Below are 18,218 nucleotides of genomic sequence, written 5' to 3'. Positions count from 1 at the left end.
CAACCCCGACTATTCCTGCAACCTCGCCACCACCTTGATCTCGAACTGAAACCCATACAGCCAGGTGACGCCGACGGCCGTCACAGTAGGGTAGGGCCCCTCGCCCCAATACTCGGCCTGCACCAGGTCCCAGATGCGCTGGAAGTGTGACTGCGGGTCGAGCATAAAGATGGTGACGTCCTGCACGTCATCAAACGAGCAGTTGGCGGCTGCAAGGATGGCGTTCAGGTTTTCAAAAGCGCGTCGGACCTGCGCTTCGAGTTCGGGTTCCGGTGAGCCGTCCTCACGGCTGCCGACCTGGCCAGACACGAACAGCAGGCCATTGGCGCGTACGGCCGGCGAATAACGGTTTTGTTCATACAGCGCCTGGCGCCCTGGGGGAAATACGACGTCACGTGTGGTCATTGCTTTGCTCCTGTGATCAGTCAGCCGGCTGGCTGCATGGACAGAACTTTACGCGCCGGCGGCTGGCAGATAAACATGCAGGCGTGCGCTAGACTGTTTGTATAATCCAAACAATCAATGGACGAGGATGCGGGAATGGACAGGTTTGACGCAATGAAGGCTTTCGTGCGCGTAGTTGAGACGGGCAGCTTTACCAAGGCGGCCCAGACGCTGCACATGAGCCGTACGACCGTGACGCAGCTGGTGCAGCAGCTCGAAGCCCGTTTGCGCCTGAAGCTGCTGAACCGCACCACGCGCAAGGTTAACGTGACGGCCGACGGCGCCGTATATTACGAGCGTATCGTGCATGTTCTGGCAGCCCTTGAAGAGGTGGAGACCAGTCTGCCGAACGCCTCGGCGCTGCCGCGCGGACAATTGCGGTTGGATGTGCCCAGTCCGCTTGCCACCATGCTGCTGGTGCCAGCGCTGCCGCAGTTTCATGCGCTGTACCCGGACATCCAGCTCGACATGGGCGCCAGTGACCGCATGGTTGATGTGATCGGTGAAAATGTCGATTGCGTGATTCGCGGCGGCGCCATCACAGACCAGTCACTGATGGCACGCAAGATCGGTGACTTGCAGCTGGCCGTGTATGCGGCGCCCGCTTACCTGGCCCGCGCCGGCACGCCTCTGCACCCCAATGAGCTGGAACACTCGCAGCATCGCATCGTCCGGTTTCGCTGGGGGCGCAGCGGCAACGGTTTTCCGTATGTGATGCAACGGGGCGGTGACATCGTCAAGATCGAGGGCCAGTACGTGTTGTCCATCGATGACGGAAACGCTTATTTGGCGGCGGGGCTGGCAGGATTGGGTGTGCTGTGGCTGCCGGACTATATGGCGAGCAGGCATGTGGTGGCAGGGGAACTTGTGCCGTTGTTTGAAACGTGGTCGATTGAACCGATGCCGCTGTATCTGGCATACCCACCCAACCGCCATGTCAGCAAGAAGCTGCGCGTGTTTATCGATTGGGTGGTGGAACTGATGGACCGGCATGCGCCGGTCGGCGCAATTAATTACCCAGGATAATCTGCGCAATCAAGCCGGTGGTCACGGCCATCAGCACGTAGTCGCCATCGACCTGTACCCACTGGTGGCCGCGGGGCGGGGCGCTGAGGTGGCGACCGCGCCAGTCACTGACGTAATGCTGCTTGTTGCGGTATTCGAAGGGTAGGCGATTGCCCTTGTGCAGGTCATGGCGTGGGCCGGCGCCGCGGTTGCTGGCATGGTTGGCGCCGTTGTTTGGGTGCGCATTCGGTCGCGCATGGTCGTCACGGCGGTCATCATTCCTGTCGCCACGCTGGTCATGCTGCTGCGAGGTACGGTCATTACGGTCGTCATGACGATCCTGGGCAAAGGCCGAGGCGCTGCAAGCCATGAAGGCTACAAGCAGGGAGGAAACGATAATTTTCTTGTTTTTGTTCATGAGGATTCCTTTTTAAGCATGGGCCGAACGAGTGCGCCGGCCAATGATTCAAGTAGAACACGCTTTGTCTTTCTTTTCAGTCTGCTAGCGCACGCAGTGGTGTAATCAGTAAAGAAGGGCGCCAGCACGATGGCTTCACCCGTGGAGCGTACGATAGTATTTTAATAAGTTTTTCCACGTTTCAGTTCCATCAATGCACCAACAAGTGGCGATGCTGCACCGCGATACACCATGAACGGGCGCAAATGGCGTGCATTCCGGGCGCGATCCCCATGAAAGACCTGGCACGGCGCTTGCTAAACAGAAGGTACGGATCAACGGCGATCCCCTGAATAGACAACGGTCCAACGACGGACCACATGGACAACGGCGTCCGCCCAGGCTGATATTTGTATCGGTGGGGGCGGGCGCCGTTTTGTTTGCATCTTTGTTATTAACGGGATACTTCGGGAACCATCATGGCTAGCCAAAAAGCAAGCAGCATCGCGCTCTTCTCCTTCGCCACGCCGCCTATGCGCGCATTCCACCTGACGTGGATGGCATTTTTCGTGTGTTTCTTTGCCTGGTTCGCCTGCGCACCGTTGATGCCGGTCATCAAGGGCGAGTTTGGCCTTTCCTTGGCGCAAGTGGCCAACATCAATATCGCGGCCGTCGCCATCACCATCCTCGTGCGCCTGCTCGTGGGCCCCTTGTGCGACCGCTACGGCCCGCGCAAGACCTACACCGGCTTGCTGTTGCTGGGCGCCATTCCCGTGCTGGGCGTGGCCGCCTCGCAAAGCTACGAAAGCTTCTTGTTCTTCCGCCTGGGCATCGGCGCCGTCGGCGCCAGCTTTGTCATTACGCAATACCACACCTCGGTGATGTTCGCGCCGCGCGTCGTCGGCACGGCGAATGCGGCCGCCGCCGGCTGGGGCAATGCGGGTGGCGGCGCGGCGCAGGCGCTGATGCCGCTGCTGCTGGGCGCCATGCTGATGCTGGGCGTGTCCGAGTCGATGGGCTGGCGCGTCGCGCTGCTGGTGCCGGGCGTGTTGATGCTGGTCATGGCCGCCTTGTACTGGCGCTATACGCAGGATTGCCCGGAAGGCAATTACTCGGACTTGCGCGCCGCCGGCACGGCCATCGAAGGTGGAAAGGCCGGACATGCTCCGGCCGGCGGCTGGGACAGCTTCAAGGCCGCCAGCGGCAATTACCGCGTCTGGCTGCTGTTCGTCACTTACGGCGCCTGCTTCGGCATTGAAATCTTCATCCATAACATCGCCGCCGTGTACTACGTCGATCATTTTGGCCTGTCGCTCAAGTCCGCCGGCCTGGCCGCCGGCAGCTTCGGCTTGCTGGCCCTGTTTGCCCGCGCCCTGGGCGGCTGGCTGTCCGACAAGCTGGCCCTGCGCGGCAATTTGAACAGCCGCGTCACTCTGCTGTTCATGCTGATGATCGGCGAAGGCGTGGGCCTGCTGTGGTTTGCCAAAGTCGACAGCGTCACGTACGCCGTCATCGCCATGCTGGTCTTTGGCCTGTTCACCCACATGGCTTGCGGCGCCACCTATGCGCTGGTGCCCTTCATCGACAGCAAGGCTCTGGGCGGCGTGGCCGGCATCATCGGTGCGGGCGGCAACGTGGGCGCCGTGGCGGCCGGTTTCCTGATGAAGGGCACGGGCGACATCCGCCAGACCCTGATCATCTTGAGCGCGCTGGTGGTGATCTCGGCCCTGTGCGCCATCGCCGTGCGTTTTACCGGTGTCGCGGCCGAACCGAACATGGCTGCGGCCTGAGGAGAGCAAGCATGAACCACCCCCTGAAAATCGTCGTCCTCGGCCATGGCATGGTCGGGCATAAATTCCTCGAACGGCTGGCGCTGGAGAACAATACGCGCTTGTCGGTCACTGTGCTGTGCGAAGAGCCGCGCCCCGCCTATGACCGCGTGCACCTATCCGAATTTTTCAGCGGCAAATCGGCGGACGACCTGTCGCTGGTGGCGCCCGGCTTCTTCGACAAGGACAATCTCGTCTTGAAACTCAATGCGCGCGCCGTCAGCATCGACCGCGTGGCAAAAACCGTCACCGCCAGCACGGGCGAAGTCTTGAGCTACGACAAACTGGTGTTCGCCACCGGTTCCACGCCGTTCGTGCCGCCGTTGCCGGGCAAGGAGCGCGATGGCTGCTTCGTCTACCGCACCATCGAAGACCTGGAAGCCATGCTGGCCTGGGGCGGCAAGTCCAAAACGGGCGTGGTCATCGGCGGCGGCTTGCTGGGCCTCGAATGCGCGAAGGCCTTGCGCGACTTGAAACTGGAGACGCACGTGGTGGAATTCGCGCCGCGCCTGATGGCTGTGCAGGTCGACGAGGGCGGCGCGCGCGTCCTGCGCCGCAAGATCGAAGAACTGGGCGTGACCGTGCACACGCAAAAGAACACCGTGGCCATCCTTGATGGCGAGGCGGCCACGCACCGCATGCAGTTTGCCGACGGCAGCCACCTGGAAGCGGACATGATCGTCTTCTCGGCCGGCATCCGCCCGCGCGACGAGCTGGCGCGCGCCTGCGGCCTGGAAGTGGGGCCGCGCGGCGGCATCGCCATCGACGATAGCTGCGTCACGTCCGACCCAGATATCTACGCCATCGGCGAATGCGCGCTGTGGGGTGGCCTGGTCTTCGGCCTGGTAGCACCCGGCTATGAAATGGCGCGCATCGCCGCGCGCCATGTGCTGCAGGAAGAGGGCGAGGCCAGCTTCAAGGGCGCCGACATGAGCACCAAGCTCAAACTGATGGGCGTGGATGTGGCCAGCCTGGGCGACCCGCACGGCAATGCGCCGGGCAGCCGCTCCTACCAGTTCATGGACGAGCGCAAGCAAATCTACAAGAAGATCGTCGTCTCCGATTGCGGCAAATATTTGCTGGGCGGCGTGATGGTGGGCGACGCCAGCGAATACGGCACGCTCTTGCAGATGATGCTGAACAAGATCGAGCTGCCGGAATTCCCGGAATTTTTGATCCTGCCGCAGGCCGACGGCCAGCAAAAGGTTGGCCTGGGCGTGGACGCCTTGCCCGACGCGGCGCAGATCTGCTCGTGCAACGACGTCTCGAAAGGCGCGCTGTGCGCCGCCGTGGCCGAGGGTGCGACGACGATAGGCGCCCTGAAAAGCTGCACGAAAGCGGGCACGGCCTGCGGCGGCTGCGTGCCGTTGGTGACGCAGATCATGAAGGCGGAGATGCTGAAGCAAGGCTTGGCCGTCAACAACCACGTGTGCGAACATTTTGCGTATTCGCGCCAGGAACTGCACCATTTGGTACGCGTGGGCAAGATCCGCAGCTTCGGCGCGCTGCTGTCCACGCATGGCAAGGGTCTCGGCTGCGACGTGTGCAAACCCGTGGCGGCCAATATCCTGGCCTCGTGCTGGAACGATTTCGTGTTATCGCCCGTGCACGCCAGCCTGCAGGACAGCAACGACTACTTTCTGGGTAATATCCAGAAGGATGGCACCTATTCCGTGGTGCCGCGCATGCCGGGCGGCGAAGTGACGGCCGATGGCTTGATCGCCGTGGGCATGGTGGCGAAAAAGTACGGCTTATATACCAAGATCACGGGCGGCCAGCGGGTCGACCTGTTTGGCGCGCGCGTCGACCAGTTGCCAGCCATCTGGGAAGAACTGATCGCCGCCGGCTTCGAATCGGGCCACGCTTACGGCAAATCCTTGCGCACGGTCAAATCGTGCGTCGGTTCCACCTGGTGCCGCTACGGCGTGGCCGACAGCGTGGGCTTTGCGATCCAGCTGGAAAACCGCTACAAAGGCTTGCGCACGCCGCACAAGATCAAGTTCGGCGTCTCCGGCTGCACGCGCGAATGCGCCGAGGCGCAGGGCAAGGACATCGGTCTGATCGCCACGGAAAAGGGCTGGAACCTGTACGTGTGCGGCAATGGCGGCATGAAGCCGCGCCATGCGGAATTGCTGGCGTCCGACCTCGATGAAGCCACCCTGGTGCGCTATGTCGACCGCTTTTTGATGTTTTACGTGCGCACGGCCGACCGTTTGCAACGCACCAGCGTGTGGCGCGACAACCTCGAAGGGGGCCTCGATTACCTGAAGCGCGTCGTCATCAACGACAGCCTGGGCGTGGCCCACGAACTGGAGGCGGACATGCAGCATGTGGTCGACACCTATGCCTGCGAGTGGAAGGAAGCCGTTTCCAACCCCGCCGTGCGCCAGCGCTTCCGCCATTTCGTCAACAGCGATAAAAACGATGAAAACGTGGTGTTTGTCGAAGAAAGGGGCCAGATCCGCCCCGCCACGGCAGGCGAGCGCCGCGCCGCCACCGTGATTCCCATCCTTGCCGTGGAGGCCTGAGTCATGAACGCCATGAATGAACTGTCTGTACCTCCTTCATCCGACTGGCTGGCCATCTGTCGACTCGACGACATCGTGCCCGATACGGGCGTCTGCGCGCTATTGAAAGGGCGCCACGTGGCAGTCTTCCGCGTCGGCGGCGTTGATACCGATACCGATACCGATACTGATACTGCAACGCGCGTCTTTGCCATCGATAACGTCGACCCGAACGCGGGCGCCTCGGTGCTGTCGCGGGGCCTGGTGGGCAGCATCGGCGAGCGCATCGTCGTCGCCTCGCCCCTGTACAAACAGCATTTCGACCTGCGCAGCGGCGAGTGCCTGGAAATGCCCGAGCATGCGGTGGACACCTGGCCCGCGCGCGTGTTTGACGGCCTGGTGTGGGTGGCGATATGAACCTGCCCCGGCGCCCCTCGCTGGTGGTGGTCGGCAATGGCATGGCTGGCATGCGCACGGTCGAGGAATTGCTGAAACTGGCCCCGGACCTGTACGACATCACCGTGTTTGGCGCCGAGCCGCACGGCAATTACAACCGCATTTTGCTGTCCCCGGTGCTGGCCGGCGAAAAGACGGTGGACGATATCATGCTGCATACGCGCGACTGGTATGCGCAAAACGGCATCGCCCTGCATGCGGGCGACCCGGTGCTGCGTATCGACCGCCAGGCGCGCACGGTGCAATCGCAGTCCGGTATCACGCTAGCGTACGACCGGCTGCTGCTAGCGACCGGTTCCACGCCCTTCATCGTGCCCGTGCCGGGGCATGAACTGCCGGGCGTGATCGGCTTTCGCGATATCAGCGACGTCGATACCATGCTGCAGGCGGCGCGCCAGCACCGCCATGCGGTGATCATCGGCGGCGGCTTGCTGGGGCTGGAAGCGGCCAACGGCTTGCAGCGCCAAGGCATGGACGTCACTGTCGTGCATGCCAGCGGCAGCCTGATGAACCAGCAGCTCGACCAGCCCGCATCGATGCTGTTGAAAACGGCGCTGGAAGCGCGCGGCCTGCGTTTCCTGATGCAGGCGCAGACCGCCGAAATCACCGGCAGCGCGCGCGTCGAAGGCGTGCGCTTTCTTGATGGCAGTTCCATTCCCGCCGACCTGGTGGTGATGACGGCCGGCGTGCGGCCCAATATCGCGCTGGCGAAGGAGGCAGGCCTGCACTGCGAGCGCGCCATCGTCGTCGACGATTGCCTGCAAAGCTATGATCCACGCGTCTACGCGGTGGGCGAGTGCGTGCAGCACCGGCGCGCCACGTTTGGCCTGGTGGCGCCCATCTGGGAACAGGCGCGCGTGTGCGGGGCGCATTTGGCGGGCGCGGGACACCGGCGCTATGTGCAGCAAGCCAGCGCGACGAAATTGAAGGTGACGGGCATCGACCTGTATTCGGCCGGCGATATCCTCGGCGGCGAGGGCAGTGAAGACCTGGTGCTGCGCGATCCGCGCCGTGGTGTCTACAAGCGCCTGGTGGTACAGGGCAGCCGCCTGGTGGGCGCCGTGCTGTATGGCGAGGTGCAGGACGGCCCCTGGTATTTTGACTTGATCCAGCAGCGCCGCGACATCAGCGCGCTGCGCAGCCACTTGTTGTTTGGCCAGGCCCTGTGCGGCCAGGCCGCCTGACTACGACCAATAGCGACCAACAGGATATGTCCATGACGACTTGCACGCCCGTAAACACCACCTGCCCGTACTGCGGCGTCGGCTGCGGCGTGGAAGCGACGCGCCTGCCCGATGGCGCCATCCGCATCGCCGGCGATGCCAGCCACCCCGCCAACCTGGGCCGCCTGTGCGTGAAGGGCTCGGCGCTGGGCGATACCTTGAGCCTCGACAACCGCTTGCTGCAGCCGCAGGTGCGCGTCGATGGCGTACTGCAGCCAGCTTCCTGGGAGGCTGCGCTGGACAAGGTGGCCAGCGGTTTTAGCGCCATTATCGACCAGCACGGGCCCGATGCCGTGGCCCTGTATGTCTCGGGCCAGCTGCTGACGGAAGATTATTATGTGGCCAACAAGTTCATGAAAGGCTATGTCGGCAGCGCGAATATCGATACCAATTCGCGCTTGTGCATGTCCTCGGCCGTGGCCGGCCACAAGCGGGCGTTTGGCGAAGACATCGTGCCCGGCTGCTATGAAGACCTGGAGCTGGCCGACATGGTGGTACTGGTCGGCTCGAACACGGCCTGGTGCCATCCGATCCTGTTCCAGCGCATTGCGCGCATCAAGGAAAGCCGGCCAGAGGTAAAACTGGTGGTGATCGATCCGCGCCGCACGGCCACCTGCGAGCTGGCCGACCTGCATTTGCCGGTCAAACCCGGCACGGACGTGTGGCTGTTCAACGGTTTATTGTGCTATTTGGCGAAGGAAGGCGTGATCGATGACGCTTTCGTGACGCAGCATAGTTCTGGCTTGGATGCGGCGCTGGCGGCCGCGCATGCCGATTGCAGCGACCCGCAGCAGGTGGCGAAGATCTGCAAGGTCGATCCGCACGCCTTGCTGGCGTTTTACCAGGCGTTTGCCGCCACGCGCAAGGTCGTCACGGCCTTTTCGCAGGGCGTGAACCAGTCCTCAAGCGGCACGGACAAGGTCAACAGCATCATCAACTGCCATCTGGCGACAGGGCGCATCGGCCAGCCCGGCATGGGACCGTTTTCGCTGACGGGCCAGCCTAACGCCATGGGTGGGCGCGAAGTGGGCGGCCTGGCCAACATGCTGGCGGCGCACCTGGAGCTGGACAACCCGCAGCACCGCGACACTGTGCAAACGTTCTGGGACTCGCCCCGCATCGCCCACAAGCCCGGCCTGAAAGCCGTGGAACTGTTCCACGCGATCGAATCGGGCAAGGTGAAGGCCGTGTGGATCATCGCCACCAATCCCCTGGTCAGCATGCCGGACGCCGACCAGGTGCGCCGCGCATTGGCAAGGTGCGAGCTGGTGGTGGTGTCCGATATCAGCGCGCAGTCCGATACCAATGCCCATGCCGACGTGCTGCTGCCCGCGCTGGGATGGGGCGAGAAGGATGGCACGGTGACCAATTCCGAGCGGCGCATCTCGCGCCAGCGGGCCTTCCTGCCGGCGCCGGGCGAGGCGCGCGCCGACTGGCAGGTGCTGTGCGAGGTGGCCACGCGCATGGGCTATGCGGGCTTTGACTTTGCGTCGCCGCAAGCGATCTTTGCCGAACATGCGCGCCTGTCCGCCTTCCGCAACGAGGGAGCGCTTTCGCGCCTGTTCAATCTTGGGGAGCTTGCCGACCTTGATGCGGCGCAATACGCTAGCCTGGCGCCGCAGCAGTGGCCGCAGGGCCAGGCGCGCCTGTTCGGCGACGGGCGCTTCGCGCATGCCGATGGCCGCGCGCGTTTTGTGCCCACCGCGCCGCGCGCGCCGCGCAATGCACCCGATGAAGAGTATCCGCTCATTTTGAACACGGGCAGGGTGCGCGACCAGTGGCATACCATGACGCGCACGGGCAAGGCGGCGAAATTGTCTGGCCATATCGCCGAAGCGTTCATCGACATCCACCCGCAGGACGCGCTGCTGTACAGCGTGCGTGCAGGCGAACTGGCGCGCATTTCCAGCGCCTGGGGCGCGATGGTGGCGCGCGTCGTGCATGGCGGCGGCATCGCGCGCGGCCAGGTCTTCGTGCCGATCCACTGGAGCGACGCGCAGGCTTCCGACGCGCGCGTGGGCGCCGTCGTCAATCCGGTGGTCGACCCCGTCTCGGGCGAACCGGAATTCAAGCACACGCCCGTGCGCATCGAGCAGTTCCGCGTGCACTGGCATGCATTCGTCTTGAGCCGCACGCCGTTGCACCTGGACGGCGTGGCGCACTGGACGCGCATCCAGGGCGAGCAGTTTTTGCGCTACGAGCTGGCGGGCCGCCAGCGCATCGATGACCTGGGTGCCTGGGCGCGCGCGCTGCTCGGCGTGACGGACGCCTGCGCCGACTGGCTCGATTACGCGGACGCCAGCGCCGGCGTGTACCGCGCCGTGCACCTGGAAGAGGGGCGCATCGCGCAATGCGTGTATGTGTCGCCGCGGCCCGACCTGCCGTCGCGCACCTGGCTCGCCAGCCTGTTTGCGCACGCGCAGATGGATGCGGCGGACCGCGCCGGCGTGCTGCTGGGCCAGCCCATCGGCCAGGGCGTTGACGCCGGCCCTACAGTGTGCTCGTGCTTCGGCGTCGGGCGCAACACCATCTGCGCCGCCATCAAGGCGCAATCACTGACCACCACGGCGCAGGTGACGGCCTGCGTCAAGGCGGGCGGCAATTGCGGTTCGTGCGTACCGGAGATACGACAATTGCTGGCCGAAGCGCGCAGCGCGGCCTGAGAGCCTGTCCTTTCCTGCAAGGCTTTGTTATATTGCCGGCTCTACAAGAGAGAGGCAGTGTGATGACAGCAGTGCAACACCCCAAGGTCTGGAGGACATGGCGCAAGCTGCTGCGCCGGCGCTTTCCCGCCAGCCTGAAGGCGCGCATGAGCATGATCGTTTTCATGCTGGTGCTGGGTGCCGTGGCCCTGCTGGCGCTGGCCACCCTGGCCGTGGCCGAACGGGGCATGCGCGACGTGACGGGCCACCAGCAATATGTGTCGCTGGCCAGCGCCGCCGTCTTCATCGATGAAGAACTCGATGCCAAGCGCAATGTGCTGCGCGTGATCGCCGACAGCCTGGCGGCAAGCGGCGTGGGCGATGGCGATGGCCTGCAGCGCTTCCTCTCCGCGCAAACGGTGCTGGGCAAGGAGTTCTACACGGCCGGCCTGGTCGCTGCCGATGGTTCCCTGCTGGCCAGCCGGAGTCCCTTCAAGCCGCATGCGGGGCTGAACCTGAAAGGACGTCCTTATTTTGAGCAAACGCTGGCGACCCGGCGTTCGGTTATCTCCGCGCCCCTCAACGGCAGCATTTCCGGCATGCCCCTGGTGGTGGTGACGCAGCCCGTATTCGATGCGCAGGGCGGCGTGCGCTATGTGCTGGTAGCCAGCGTGAATCTGCGCCAGCCCGACTTCCTGGGGCGCCTGGGAGCGCTCAAGCCCGGCAATGGCGGCTATCTGTACATCATGACCAACGATGGCATCATCGTCGAGCACCCTGACAAGTCGCGCATCATGCAGCATATCGAAGCCCATGGCCCCCTTAGTGTGCCCACGCGGCGCGCCATGCAGGGCTATGAGGGCTCGCTGGCGGGCACCACGAATAGCGGCGTCGATGCGCTGTTTGCCTACCAGCGCATCGCCTCGACGGGCTGGATACTGGCCTCGGTCTACCCGATGCGCGACGCGTTTGCGCCCTTGCATGCGATTCGCAGCAAGATCTTGCTGGCCGCCGTGCTGCTGGCGGCGCTGGCAGGGCTGGCCGGCTGGCGCGTGGTGCTGCGCCTGTTGCAGCCTTTGGAGCGGCTGCGCCGCCAGGTGCACCAGATTCGCCGCCAGCGCCTGGGCATCGAAGCGCTGCAAATCGAGCGGCGCGACGAAATCGGCGACTTGAGCCGCGATTTTTACTCGCTGGTGGCCGAGCGCGAAATGGCCGAGGCGCAAACGCGCGACAGCGAACGGCGTTTGAAACTGCTGACCGACCACGTGCCCGTGGTGATCGTCTACATCGACCGCGAGCACCGCTATCAGTTCATCAATGCGACCTTCGAAAAATGGTTCGGCCGGTCGCACCAGGAAAGCATGATGCACTCCATGCGCGAGGTGCTGGGCGAAGAAGCCTATCAGCTGCGCGAACAATACCTGCTGCGGGCGTTCGCGGGTGAAGAGGTCGAGTATGAGTTCACCATCGAAGGCGAGGCAGAAACGGAATACCGGGCCTTCCAGGCCAGTTACGTGCCCGATGTTGGCGAGAGCGGCGTGGTGGAGGGTGTGTATGGCCTGATCCACGAAATTACCAAGGCCAAGGCGGTGCACACGGCGCTGCAGTTTGCCGCCTCCACCGATACCCTGACGGGCATCGCCAACCGGCGCCGTTTCGACGAACAGCTGGCGCTGAGCATGCAGCGCACGCGTGCCACGCGCGCGCCGATGGCGCTGGCGTATCTCGACATCGACCGTTTCAAGGGCATCAATGACAGCCTGGGACACCAGGCGGGCGATGAGGTGCTCAAGCAATTTTCCGCCCGCCTGGCTGGCAGCGTGCGGGCCAGCGACTTGGTGGCGCGCCTGGCCGGCGACGAGTTCGTGATCATCTTCGATGGCGTCAACAGCGCGGCCGAAGTGCGCCACATCGGCGCCAAGATCATCGACGCCATCCGCGTGCCGTTCCAGCTTGCCAGCGGCCCGCTGCCCGTGACGGCCAGCATCGGCATCGCCATCTTCCGCGCCGGTGAACTGACGCCGGAGCAGCTGCTGGACCTGGCCGACCAGGCCCTGTATGAAGCCAAGGGGCAGGGCCGCGATGGCATGGCGCTGATCGAAGCGGCAGCGCCGGCCCCTTAGCCAGGTCAGGCGCCTACAGGGTGGCGCTCCAGTGATCGAGCTGCTGCGTGGTGGCAGTGACGCCGCCGCAGACGATGACCAGCACATTGCGGTAGGGCGCCAGCTGCGGCGCCTGTCCATACACGGCCGCCAGGGCGGCGCCGCAGGCCGGCTCGACCACCAGGCGATGGTCGCCGATAAAACGCTGGCAGGCGTCGACGGCGGCCTGGTCCGAGACCACCACGCTGTGCAGCAACCGCGTCTGGCTGATGGCAAATGCCTGGGCGCACACCTGGCGCGCGCCCAGCGAGGTGGCGATGCTGGTCACGGCCGGCAGGGCCACGTGCTCGCGCGCTGCCACGGCGGCGGCCAGCGAGGCGGCGCCTGCGGTTTCCACGGCCACCAGGGCCACGTCATTCCAGTCCTGGCGCTGCAAGCCTTCGGCCACGCCGGCCAGCAAGCCGCCGCCGCCCACCGACAGCACCACGGCGTCCGGCTTCAAGCCTGCGCTGGCCACTTCATCTATCATGCCCGCATGGCCTTGCCACAGCAGCGGATCGTCGAACGGATGCAAAAAGGCGTCGTGCGGCGTGAGCATCGATTGCGCCAGCGCGTTCGCTTCCTGCCAGGCGGCGCCATGCACGATCACTTGCGCGCCTTCCTGCGCGATCAGGGCACTGGCCCGTGCGCTGGTCGTTTCCGGTACCACCACGATGACGGGGATGCCCAGCTGGCGCCCCGCATACGCGACGGCGATACCGGCGTTGCCGCCGGAAGAAGAGATGAAACGGCTGGCGCCGCGGCGCGCATATTCTTCGCACGCCAGGCCGATGCCGCGGATTTTAAAGGAGCCAGGCGGCTGCAAGGCTTCCAGCTTGAGCCAGATGGCGCGCTCGCTGTGCAGGCTCAGGGCGCGCGAGTTGAGCAAAGGAGTTTCGATGTGCAGGGCCATGCGTTTTCCTGGAAGACAGTCAGGCCAGCATCATAGCCGACGCGCCCGCGCCGCCGTCTCACCCTTGCCGGGCGCCGCGCCTCAATTCAAGGGCGCGTTTTTCAGATGATGCGTGCGCGCCACTTCCTTCATCGCTTCGAGCAAGCCTTCGCGCAGCTGGCGCGGCAACTTGCCAAAGAATTCCTCGTCGTTCTGGTCGGCCATCTCGGCCAGCACGGGCACCAGTGCCTCGCCTTCGGTGGTCAGTTCGATCGAATGCTGGCGGCGGTCGGCCAGCAGGATCGACTTGCTGACCATGCCCTTGCTTTCCAGGCGGTCGATCAGCTTCGACACGGCGCCCTTGCTCATGCCGGCCACGTGCGCCAGCACCGTGGGCGAGGTGCAGCCGAGGCGGAACATTTCGCGCAGCACCACCCATTCGGAGATCGTCACGCCATTGGCTTCGGCTTTCTTCTGGAAGCTGTGGGAGACATGGCTGGAGACGAAGCGCAGCCAGTAGCCAAGGTGGGCTTCCAGTTCGCTGACGGAAGCGCTGCCAGGACGGGCGGCTTGCGGCATGGCGGCCGCTTCAACATTGTGGTTCATTTCTTTTCCTTCACTGGCGGCGCAGCCGGCATGGTTCAGGCCTTCGCGCTTGCTGTCGAGTGGTTTGTTGGGGAACAATCGTTGTGCGTAAGATAGTTCTAACACTGTTTTCACGGGAAATCATTTACATGTTCCCCATTATTTTTCATTTCCTTGCTGTAAGTGCATAAAAAGAAATATCAGGTAACTAATCGTATAGCCGGAGAGAAAGATTAAAAAAATAACGCATGTTGCATCAATGGTAACAGCATTTTTACCGAATGAATAAAAATTTCATATCATTTCGTTAGCTGCCCACACAAGACGTTTTACCGCGCGACAGCGCGCGCGCCATGCTGCGCCATACCACCGCGTGCCGCCCGTCAGGCCGTCACAACTACTTTGACGCGCGCTTCGCGCAACACTGCGGCAAAGCGCGGCGGCGGCGGGGCATCCGTAAACAGGATGTCGACCTGGGCCAGGTCGGCCAGGCGCACCAAGGCCTTGCGGCCGAACTTGTGCTGGTCGGCCACCAGCCACACTTCGCGCGACTGCTCGATGATCGCTTGCGCCACCTTCACTTCGCGCGCGTCGAAGTCGCGCAGGCTGCCGTCTTCGTCGATGCTGGAAATGCCGATGATGCCGATATCGACCTTGAACTGGCGGATGAAGTCGATGGTGGCTTCGCCGACGATGCCGCGGTCGCGCCCGCGCACCACGCCGCCGGCCACGATCACTTCGCAGGCGGCGTTGTCGGCCAGGATGGCGGCTACGTTCAGGTTGTTCGTCACTACGTGCAAGCCTGTGTGCTGGCCCAGCGCGCGCGCCACTTCCTCGGTGGTGGTGCCGATATTGATCAACAGCGAACAGCCATGCGGCACTTGCGCGGCGACGGCGGCGGCGATGCGCCGCTTGGCATCGCTGTTGAACACTTGCCGCTGGCTGTAATCGATGTTTTCCACGGACGAGGGCAAGCCCACGCCGCCGTGGTAGCGGGCCAGCAGGCGCGCTTCTTCCATCTGCTTGACGTCGCGGCGCACGGTTTGCGGCGTCACGTCCAGTTGCTGGGCCAGCTCTTCGACCGACATGGTGACCTTCTGGCGCACCACTTCGAGCAGGCGGCGCTGGCGGGGATTCAAAATCATGGGCTTGTCTCTTTAAAAATCAAAAACGAACAAAAACGAACAAATAGTGATGAAAATATGTTGCTATGAGTTCGCATTATGGCGTAATCTTATCCGTATTGCATTCGTATTACATCAGTATTGATGCTAAGTCTTGATCTTAACGACAGTTGCCGGTAGTGCCTATTCTTTCCTGGCCAGCCGGCCCTTGACAGCGATGGAGTCCCGATGGCGGTAGCACAGAAGGGCATGGAAGCGGCGGCAACCGGTACGCTCGAATGCGACGTGCTGGTGGTTGGTGGCGGCATCAACGGCGCCGGCATTGCGCGCGATGCGGCCGGGCGGGGCCTGTCGGTGGTACTGTGCGAGAAGGATGACCTCGCCGCCCACACGTCGTCGGCTTCCACCAAGCTGATCCATGGCGGCTTGCGCTACCTCGAATACTATGAATTTGGCCTGGTGCGCAAGGCGCTGATCGAGCGCGAAGTGCTGCTGCGCTCGGCGCCCCACATCATGTGGCCCATGCGCTTCGTCATGCCGCACGCCCAGGGCCAGCGCCCCGCCTGGCTGATACGCGCCGGCCTGTTTCTGTACGATATGCTGGCCAAGCGGCAAATCTTGCCCGCCTCCAGCGGCATCGACCTGGCGCGCCATGTGGCGGGACAACCGTTAAAACCCATCTTCAAGCGCGGCTTCGTGTATTCCGACGGCTGGGTCGACGATGCGCGCCTGGTGGTGCTAAATGCCATCGATGCGGCGGAAAAGGGCGCGAAAATCCATACGCAGACGCGCTGCACGGCCCTGGCGCGCGAGGGGGAGGGCTGGCTGGCCACCTTGCAGCACGCCAGCGGCAAGCAGATGACGGTGCGCGCGCGCAGCGTCGTCAATGCGGCGGGGCCGTGGACGGCGCAATTTTTGCAGCAGGCGGCGCCCGGTGCGCAGCGCCGGCATTTGCGCCTGATCAAGGGTAGCCATATCGTCGTCAAGCGCCTGTTCGCGCATGATCATGCGTATATCTTCCAGCATCCCGATGGCCGCATCGTGTTTGCCATTCCTTACGAGCACGATTTCACCCTGATCGGCACCACCGACCTCGACTACCACGGCGACAGTGGCAAGGTGGAAATCGACGACGAGGAAATTAGTTACTTATGCGAACTTTCAAGTTACTATTTCAGCAAGCCCATCGTGCCGGCCGACGTGGTCTGGACGTATGCGGGCGTGCGTCCGCTGGTGGAAGACGCCGCTGCCGACGCCAAGGCTGTGACGCGCGATTACCGTTTCGAGCTGGAGCGCGATGGCGCACCGCTGCTGAGTGTTTTCGGCGGCAAGATCACCACGTTTCGCAAGCTGGCCGAAGAAGCGGTGGATTTATTGGCGCCGGTGCTGGGCAACACGCGGCCAGCCTGGACGGCCAAGGCCTGCCTGCCCGGTGGCGATGTGTTTGGCAGCACGCCGCAAAACCGCTCGGTGCGCGAGTTTGGCCAGTTTGTGCAAGGCTTGCAGCGCGAGTATGCATGGCTGCCGGCGCAGTTGGTGGCCCGCTATGCGCGCGCCTATGGCACGCGCATCCACGCGCTGCTCGATGGGCGCGATGGCGTGGCCGCCATGGGCGAGGAAATCGCTAGCGGCCTGTACGCGGTGGAAGTCGATTATTTGCGGCGCCATGAATGGGCCGTGAGCGCTGCCGATATCCTGTGGCGGCGCTCCAAGCTGGGTCTGCACTTGCCGCGCGAGACGGCGGGCAAGCTCGACGCCTGGCTGTTGCAGCATCGGCTGGCGTAACGATGCAGTAGAAGACGACCGCGCCCCATAAGAGGGTGCGAGGGTGCGGCGAAGAGCGGCAGAGAATAAGAATCATCACTGGAGGAGACGCGCGTGCAACTGGTACTGGACAATATCAGCAAGAAGCAGGGTGCTGACGAGTATTTATATCCGATGTCGCTGGCACTGGTGCCGGGCGCCATCAACGTGTTGCTGGGCACCACGCGTGCAGGCAAGACAACTTTGATGCGCGTCATGGCGGGCCTGGACAAGCCCAGCGCCGGGACCGTCACGGCCGATGGCATCGATGTGACGGGCGTGCCCGTCAGCCGCCGCAACCTGGCCATGGTGTATCAGCAATTTATCAATTATCCCGCCTTCACCGTCTACGACAACATGGCTTCGCCCTTGCGCTTGCGCAAGGTGCCCGAGGCGCAGATCCGCGCGAAAGTGCTGGCGCTGGCCGAACGCCTGCATATCACGCCCTACCTGGAGCGCACGCCAGGCGAACTGTCGGGCGGCCAGCAGCAGCGCACGGCGCTGGGACGCGCGCTGATCAAGGATGCCTCCTTGCTGCTGCTCGACGAGCCGCTGGTCAACCTCGACTATAAATTGCGCGAAGAATTGCGCCGCGAATTGACGGAACTGTTTTCCAGCGGCAGCACGACGGTCGTCTACGCCACCACGGAACCGCTGGAAGCGCTGCAGCTGGGCGGCCACGTGGCCGTGCTGCACGAAGGGCGCTTGCTGCAGCAGGGCCGCACGCTCGACGTGTTCAATGCGCCCAATTCGATTGCCGTGGCGCGCACCTTCAGCGATCCGCCCATCAATCTGATCCCGGCGCAAGTGGACGCGCACGGCGTGGCGCAGGCGTTTGACGGCCTGGCCATCCACCTGAGCGGCGCGCAGCGCGCGCGTATCGGTGCACACAAAAACGTGATCCTGGGCGTGCGCGCCCACAGCCTGCACCTGTCGCCGCAGTCCGATGGCGACGTGCCGATCGCAGCGCAGGTGGACCTGGCGGAAATCAGCGGCTCGGAAACCTATGTGCATGCGCACCGTGGCCAGCTGGCGCTGGTGGCGCAGCTCGGTGGCGTGCACAACCTGGACATCGGCAGCGCCTGCACCGTGTATTGCCAGCCGCATGCCTTGCTCATCTTCGCCGTCGATGGCGCGCTGTTGTTTGCTCCTTCTGCAGGGGAGATCTGA

General features: G+C 63.7%; 14 protein-coding genes. 9 read left to right on the top strand and 5 right to left on the bottom strand.

Translation table 11 applies throughout. The features are described from left to right. Positions 1 to 9: 9 nt before the first annotated feature. Positions 10 to 405, bottom strand: coding sequence for a RidA family protein (locus ACQ4W6_RS13075; RefSeq protein ID WP_436567612.1), 396 nt, complete (start codon positions 403 to 405; stop codon positions 10 to 12). A 135-nt stretch (positions 406 to 540) separates the two neighbouring features. Here ACQ4W6_RS13075 and ACQ4W6_RS13070 point away from each other — a divergent pair, with 135 nt between their 5' ends. After that, the gene (locus ACQ4W6_RS13070; RefSeq protein ID WP_436567786.1) at positions 541 to 1,470 is read left to right on the top strand and encodes a LysR family transcriptional regulator; all 930 of its coding nucleotides are present in this window, start codon (positions 541 to 543) and stop codon (positions 1,468 to 1,470) included. Here the strand turns inward: ACQ4W6_RS13070 and ACQ4W6_RS13065 are convergent. Next, positions 1,454 to 1,867 (bottom strand): RcnB family protein, encoded by a 414-nt coding sequence (locus tag ACQ4W6_RS13065; RefSeq protein ID WP_436567611.1) that lies wholly within the window; start codon positions 1,865 to 1,867, stop codon positions 1,454 to 1,456. The two genes, ACQ4W6_RS13070 and ACQ4W6_RS13065, sit on opposite strands and share 17 nt — an antisense overlap. Positions 1,868 to 2,325: 458 nt before the next feature. Between ACQ4W6_RS13065 and ACQ4W6_RS13060 the strand changes: the two genes are divergently transcribed. The 6 genes from ACQ4W6_RS13060 to ACQ4W6_RS13035 all read left to right on the top strand — a co-directional run bounded on the left by ACQ4W6_RS13060 (position 2,326) and on the right by ACQ4W6_RS13035 (position 12,626). Then, positions 2,326 to 3,636, top strand: coding sequence for an MFS transporter (locus ACQ4W6_RS13060; protein WP_436567610.1), 1,311 nt, complete (start codon positions 2,326 to 2,328; stop codon positions 3,634 to 3,636). A gap of 23 nt (positions 3,637 to 3,659) precedes the next feature. Then, entirely contained in the window at positions 3,660 to 6,203 is a 2,544-nt protein-coding gene (nirB, locus tag ACQ4W6_RS13055; protein WP_436567785.1) for a nitrite reductase large subunit NirB, read from the top strand. Between the two features lie 12 nt (positions 6,204 to 6,215). Next, positions 6,216 to 6,599 carry a nitrite reductase small subunit NirD gene (gene nirD, locus ACQ4W6_RS13050; RefSeq protein ID WP_436567784.1) on the top strand — a complete coding sequence of 128 codons (384 nt, stop codon included), beginning with the start codon at positions 6,216 to 6,218 and terminating at the stop codon, positions 6,597 to 6,599. Then, positions 6,596 to 7,822 carry an NAD(P)/FAD-dependent oxidoreductase gene (locus ACQ4W6_RS13045; RefSeq protein WP_436567609.1) on the top strand — a complete coding sequence of 409 codons (1,227 nt, stop codon included), beginning with the start codon at positions 6,596 to 6,598 and terminating at the stop codon, positions 7,820 to 7,822. Before nirD ends, ACQ4W6_RS13045 begins: the two co-directional genes overlap by 4 nt. Before the next feature lie 32 nt (positions 7,823 to 7,854). Beyond that, entirely contained in the window at positions 7,855 to 10,524 is a 2,670-nt protein-coding gene (locus ACQ4W6_RS13040; protein ID WP_436567608.1) for a molybdopterin-dependent oxidoreductase, read from the top strand. Between the two features lie 62 nt (positions 10,525 to 10,586). Next, entirely contained in the window at positions 10,587 to 12,626 is a 2,040-nt protein-coding gene (locus ACQ4W6_RS13035) for a diguanylate cyclase domain-containing protein (protein WP_436567607.1), read from the top strand. A gap of 13 nt (positions 12,627 to 12,639) precedes the next feature. Here the strand turns inward: ACQ4W6_RS13035 and ACQ4W6_RS13030 are convergent, their stop codons facing one another. The 3 genes from ACQ4W6_RS13030 to ACQ4W6_RS13020 all read right to left on the bottom strand — a co-directional run bounded on the left by ACQ4W6_RS13030 (position 12,640) and on the right by ACQ4W6_RS13020 (position 15,266). After that, complete coding sequence (locus ACQ4W6_RS13030) at positions 12,640 to 13,557, bottom strand: pyridoxal-phosphate dependent enzyme (RefSeq protein WP_436567606.1); 918 nt, start codon at positions 13,555 to 13,557, stop codon at positions 12,640 to 12,642. A gap of 81 nt (positions 13,558 to 13,638) precedes the next feature. Continuing rightward, a complete protein-coding gene (locus ACQ4W6_RS13025) occupies positions 13,639 to 14,256 on the bottom strand; it encodes a MarR family winged helix-turn-helix transcriptional regulator (RefSeq protein WP_436567605.1) in 618 nt (205 codons plus the stop codon). A 248-nt stretch (positions 14,257 to 14,504) separates the two neighbouring features. Further along, the gene (locus ACQ4W6_RS13020; protein WP_436567604.1) at positions 14,505 to 15,266 is read right to left on the bottom strand and encodes a DeoR/GlpR family DNA-binding transcription regulator; all 762 of its coding nucleotides are present in this window, start codon (positions 15,264 to 15,266) and stop codon (positions 14,505 to 14,507) included. A gap of 207 nt (positions 15,267 to 15,473) precedes the next feature. Between ACQ4W6_RS13020 and glpD the strand changes: the two genes are divergently transcribed. Further along, the gene (gene glpD, locus ACQ4W6_RS13015) at positions 15,474 to 17,030 is read left to right on the top strand and encodes a glycerol-3-phosphate dehydrogenase (protein ID WP_436567603.1); all 1,557 of its coding nucleotides are present in this window, start codon (positions 15,474 to 15,476) and stop codon (positions 17,028 to 17,030) included. Between the two features lie 93 nt (positions 17,031 to 17,123). Next, complete coding sequence (locus tag ACQ4W6_RS13010) at positions 17,124 to 18,218, top strand: ABC transporter ATP-binding protein (RefSeq protein WP_436567602.1); 1,095 nt, start codon at positions 17,124 to 17,126, stop codon at positions 18,216 to 18,218.

Origin of the sequence: Janthinobacterium woesei, assembly GCF_051380875.1 — a bacterium.
In the GTDB taxonomy this organism is placed as follows: Bacteria; Pseudomonadota; Gammaproteobacteria; order Burkholderiales; family Burkholderiaceae_D; genus Janthinobacterium.
Note: the sequence above shows the minus strand (reverse complement) of the source record. Positions and strands in the feature narration are given on the sequence as shown.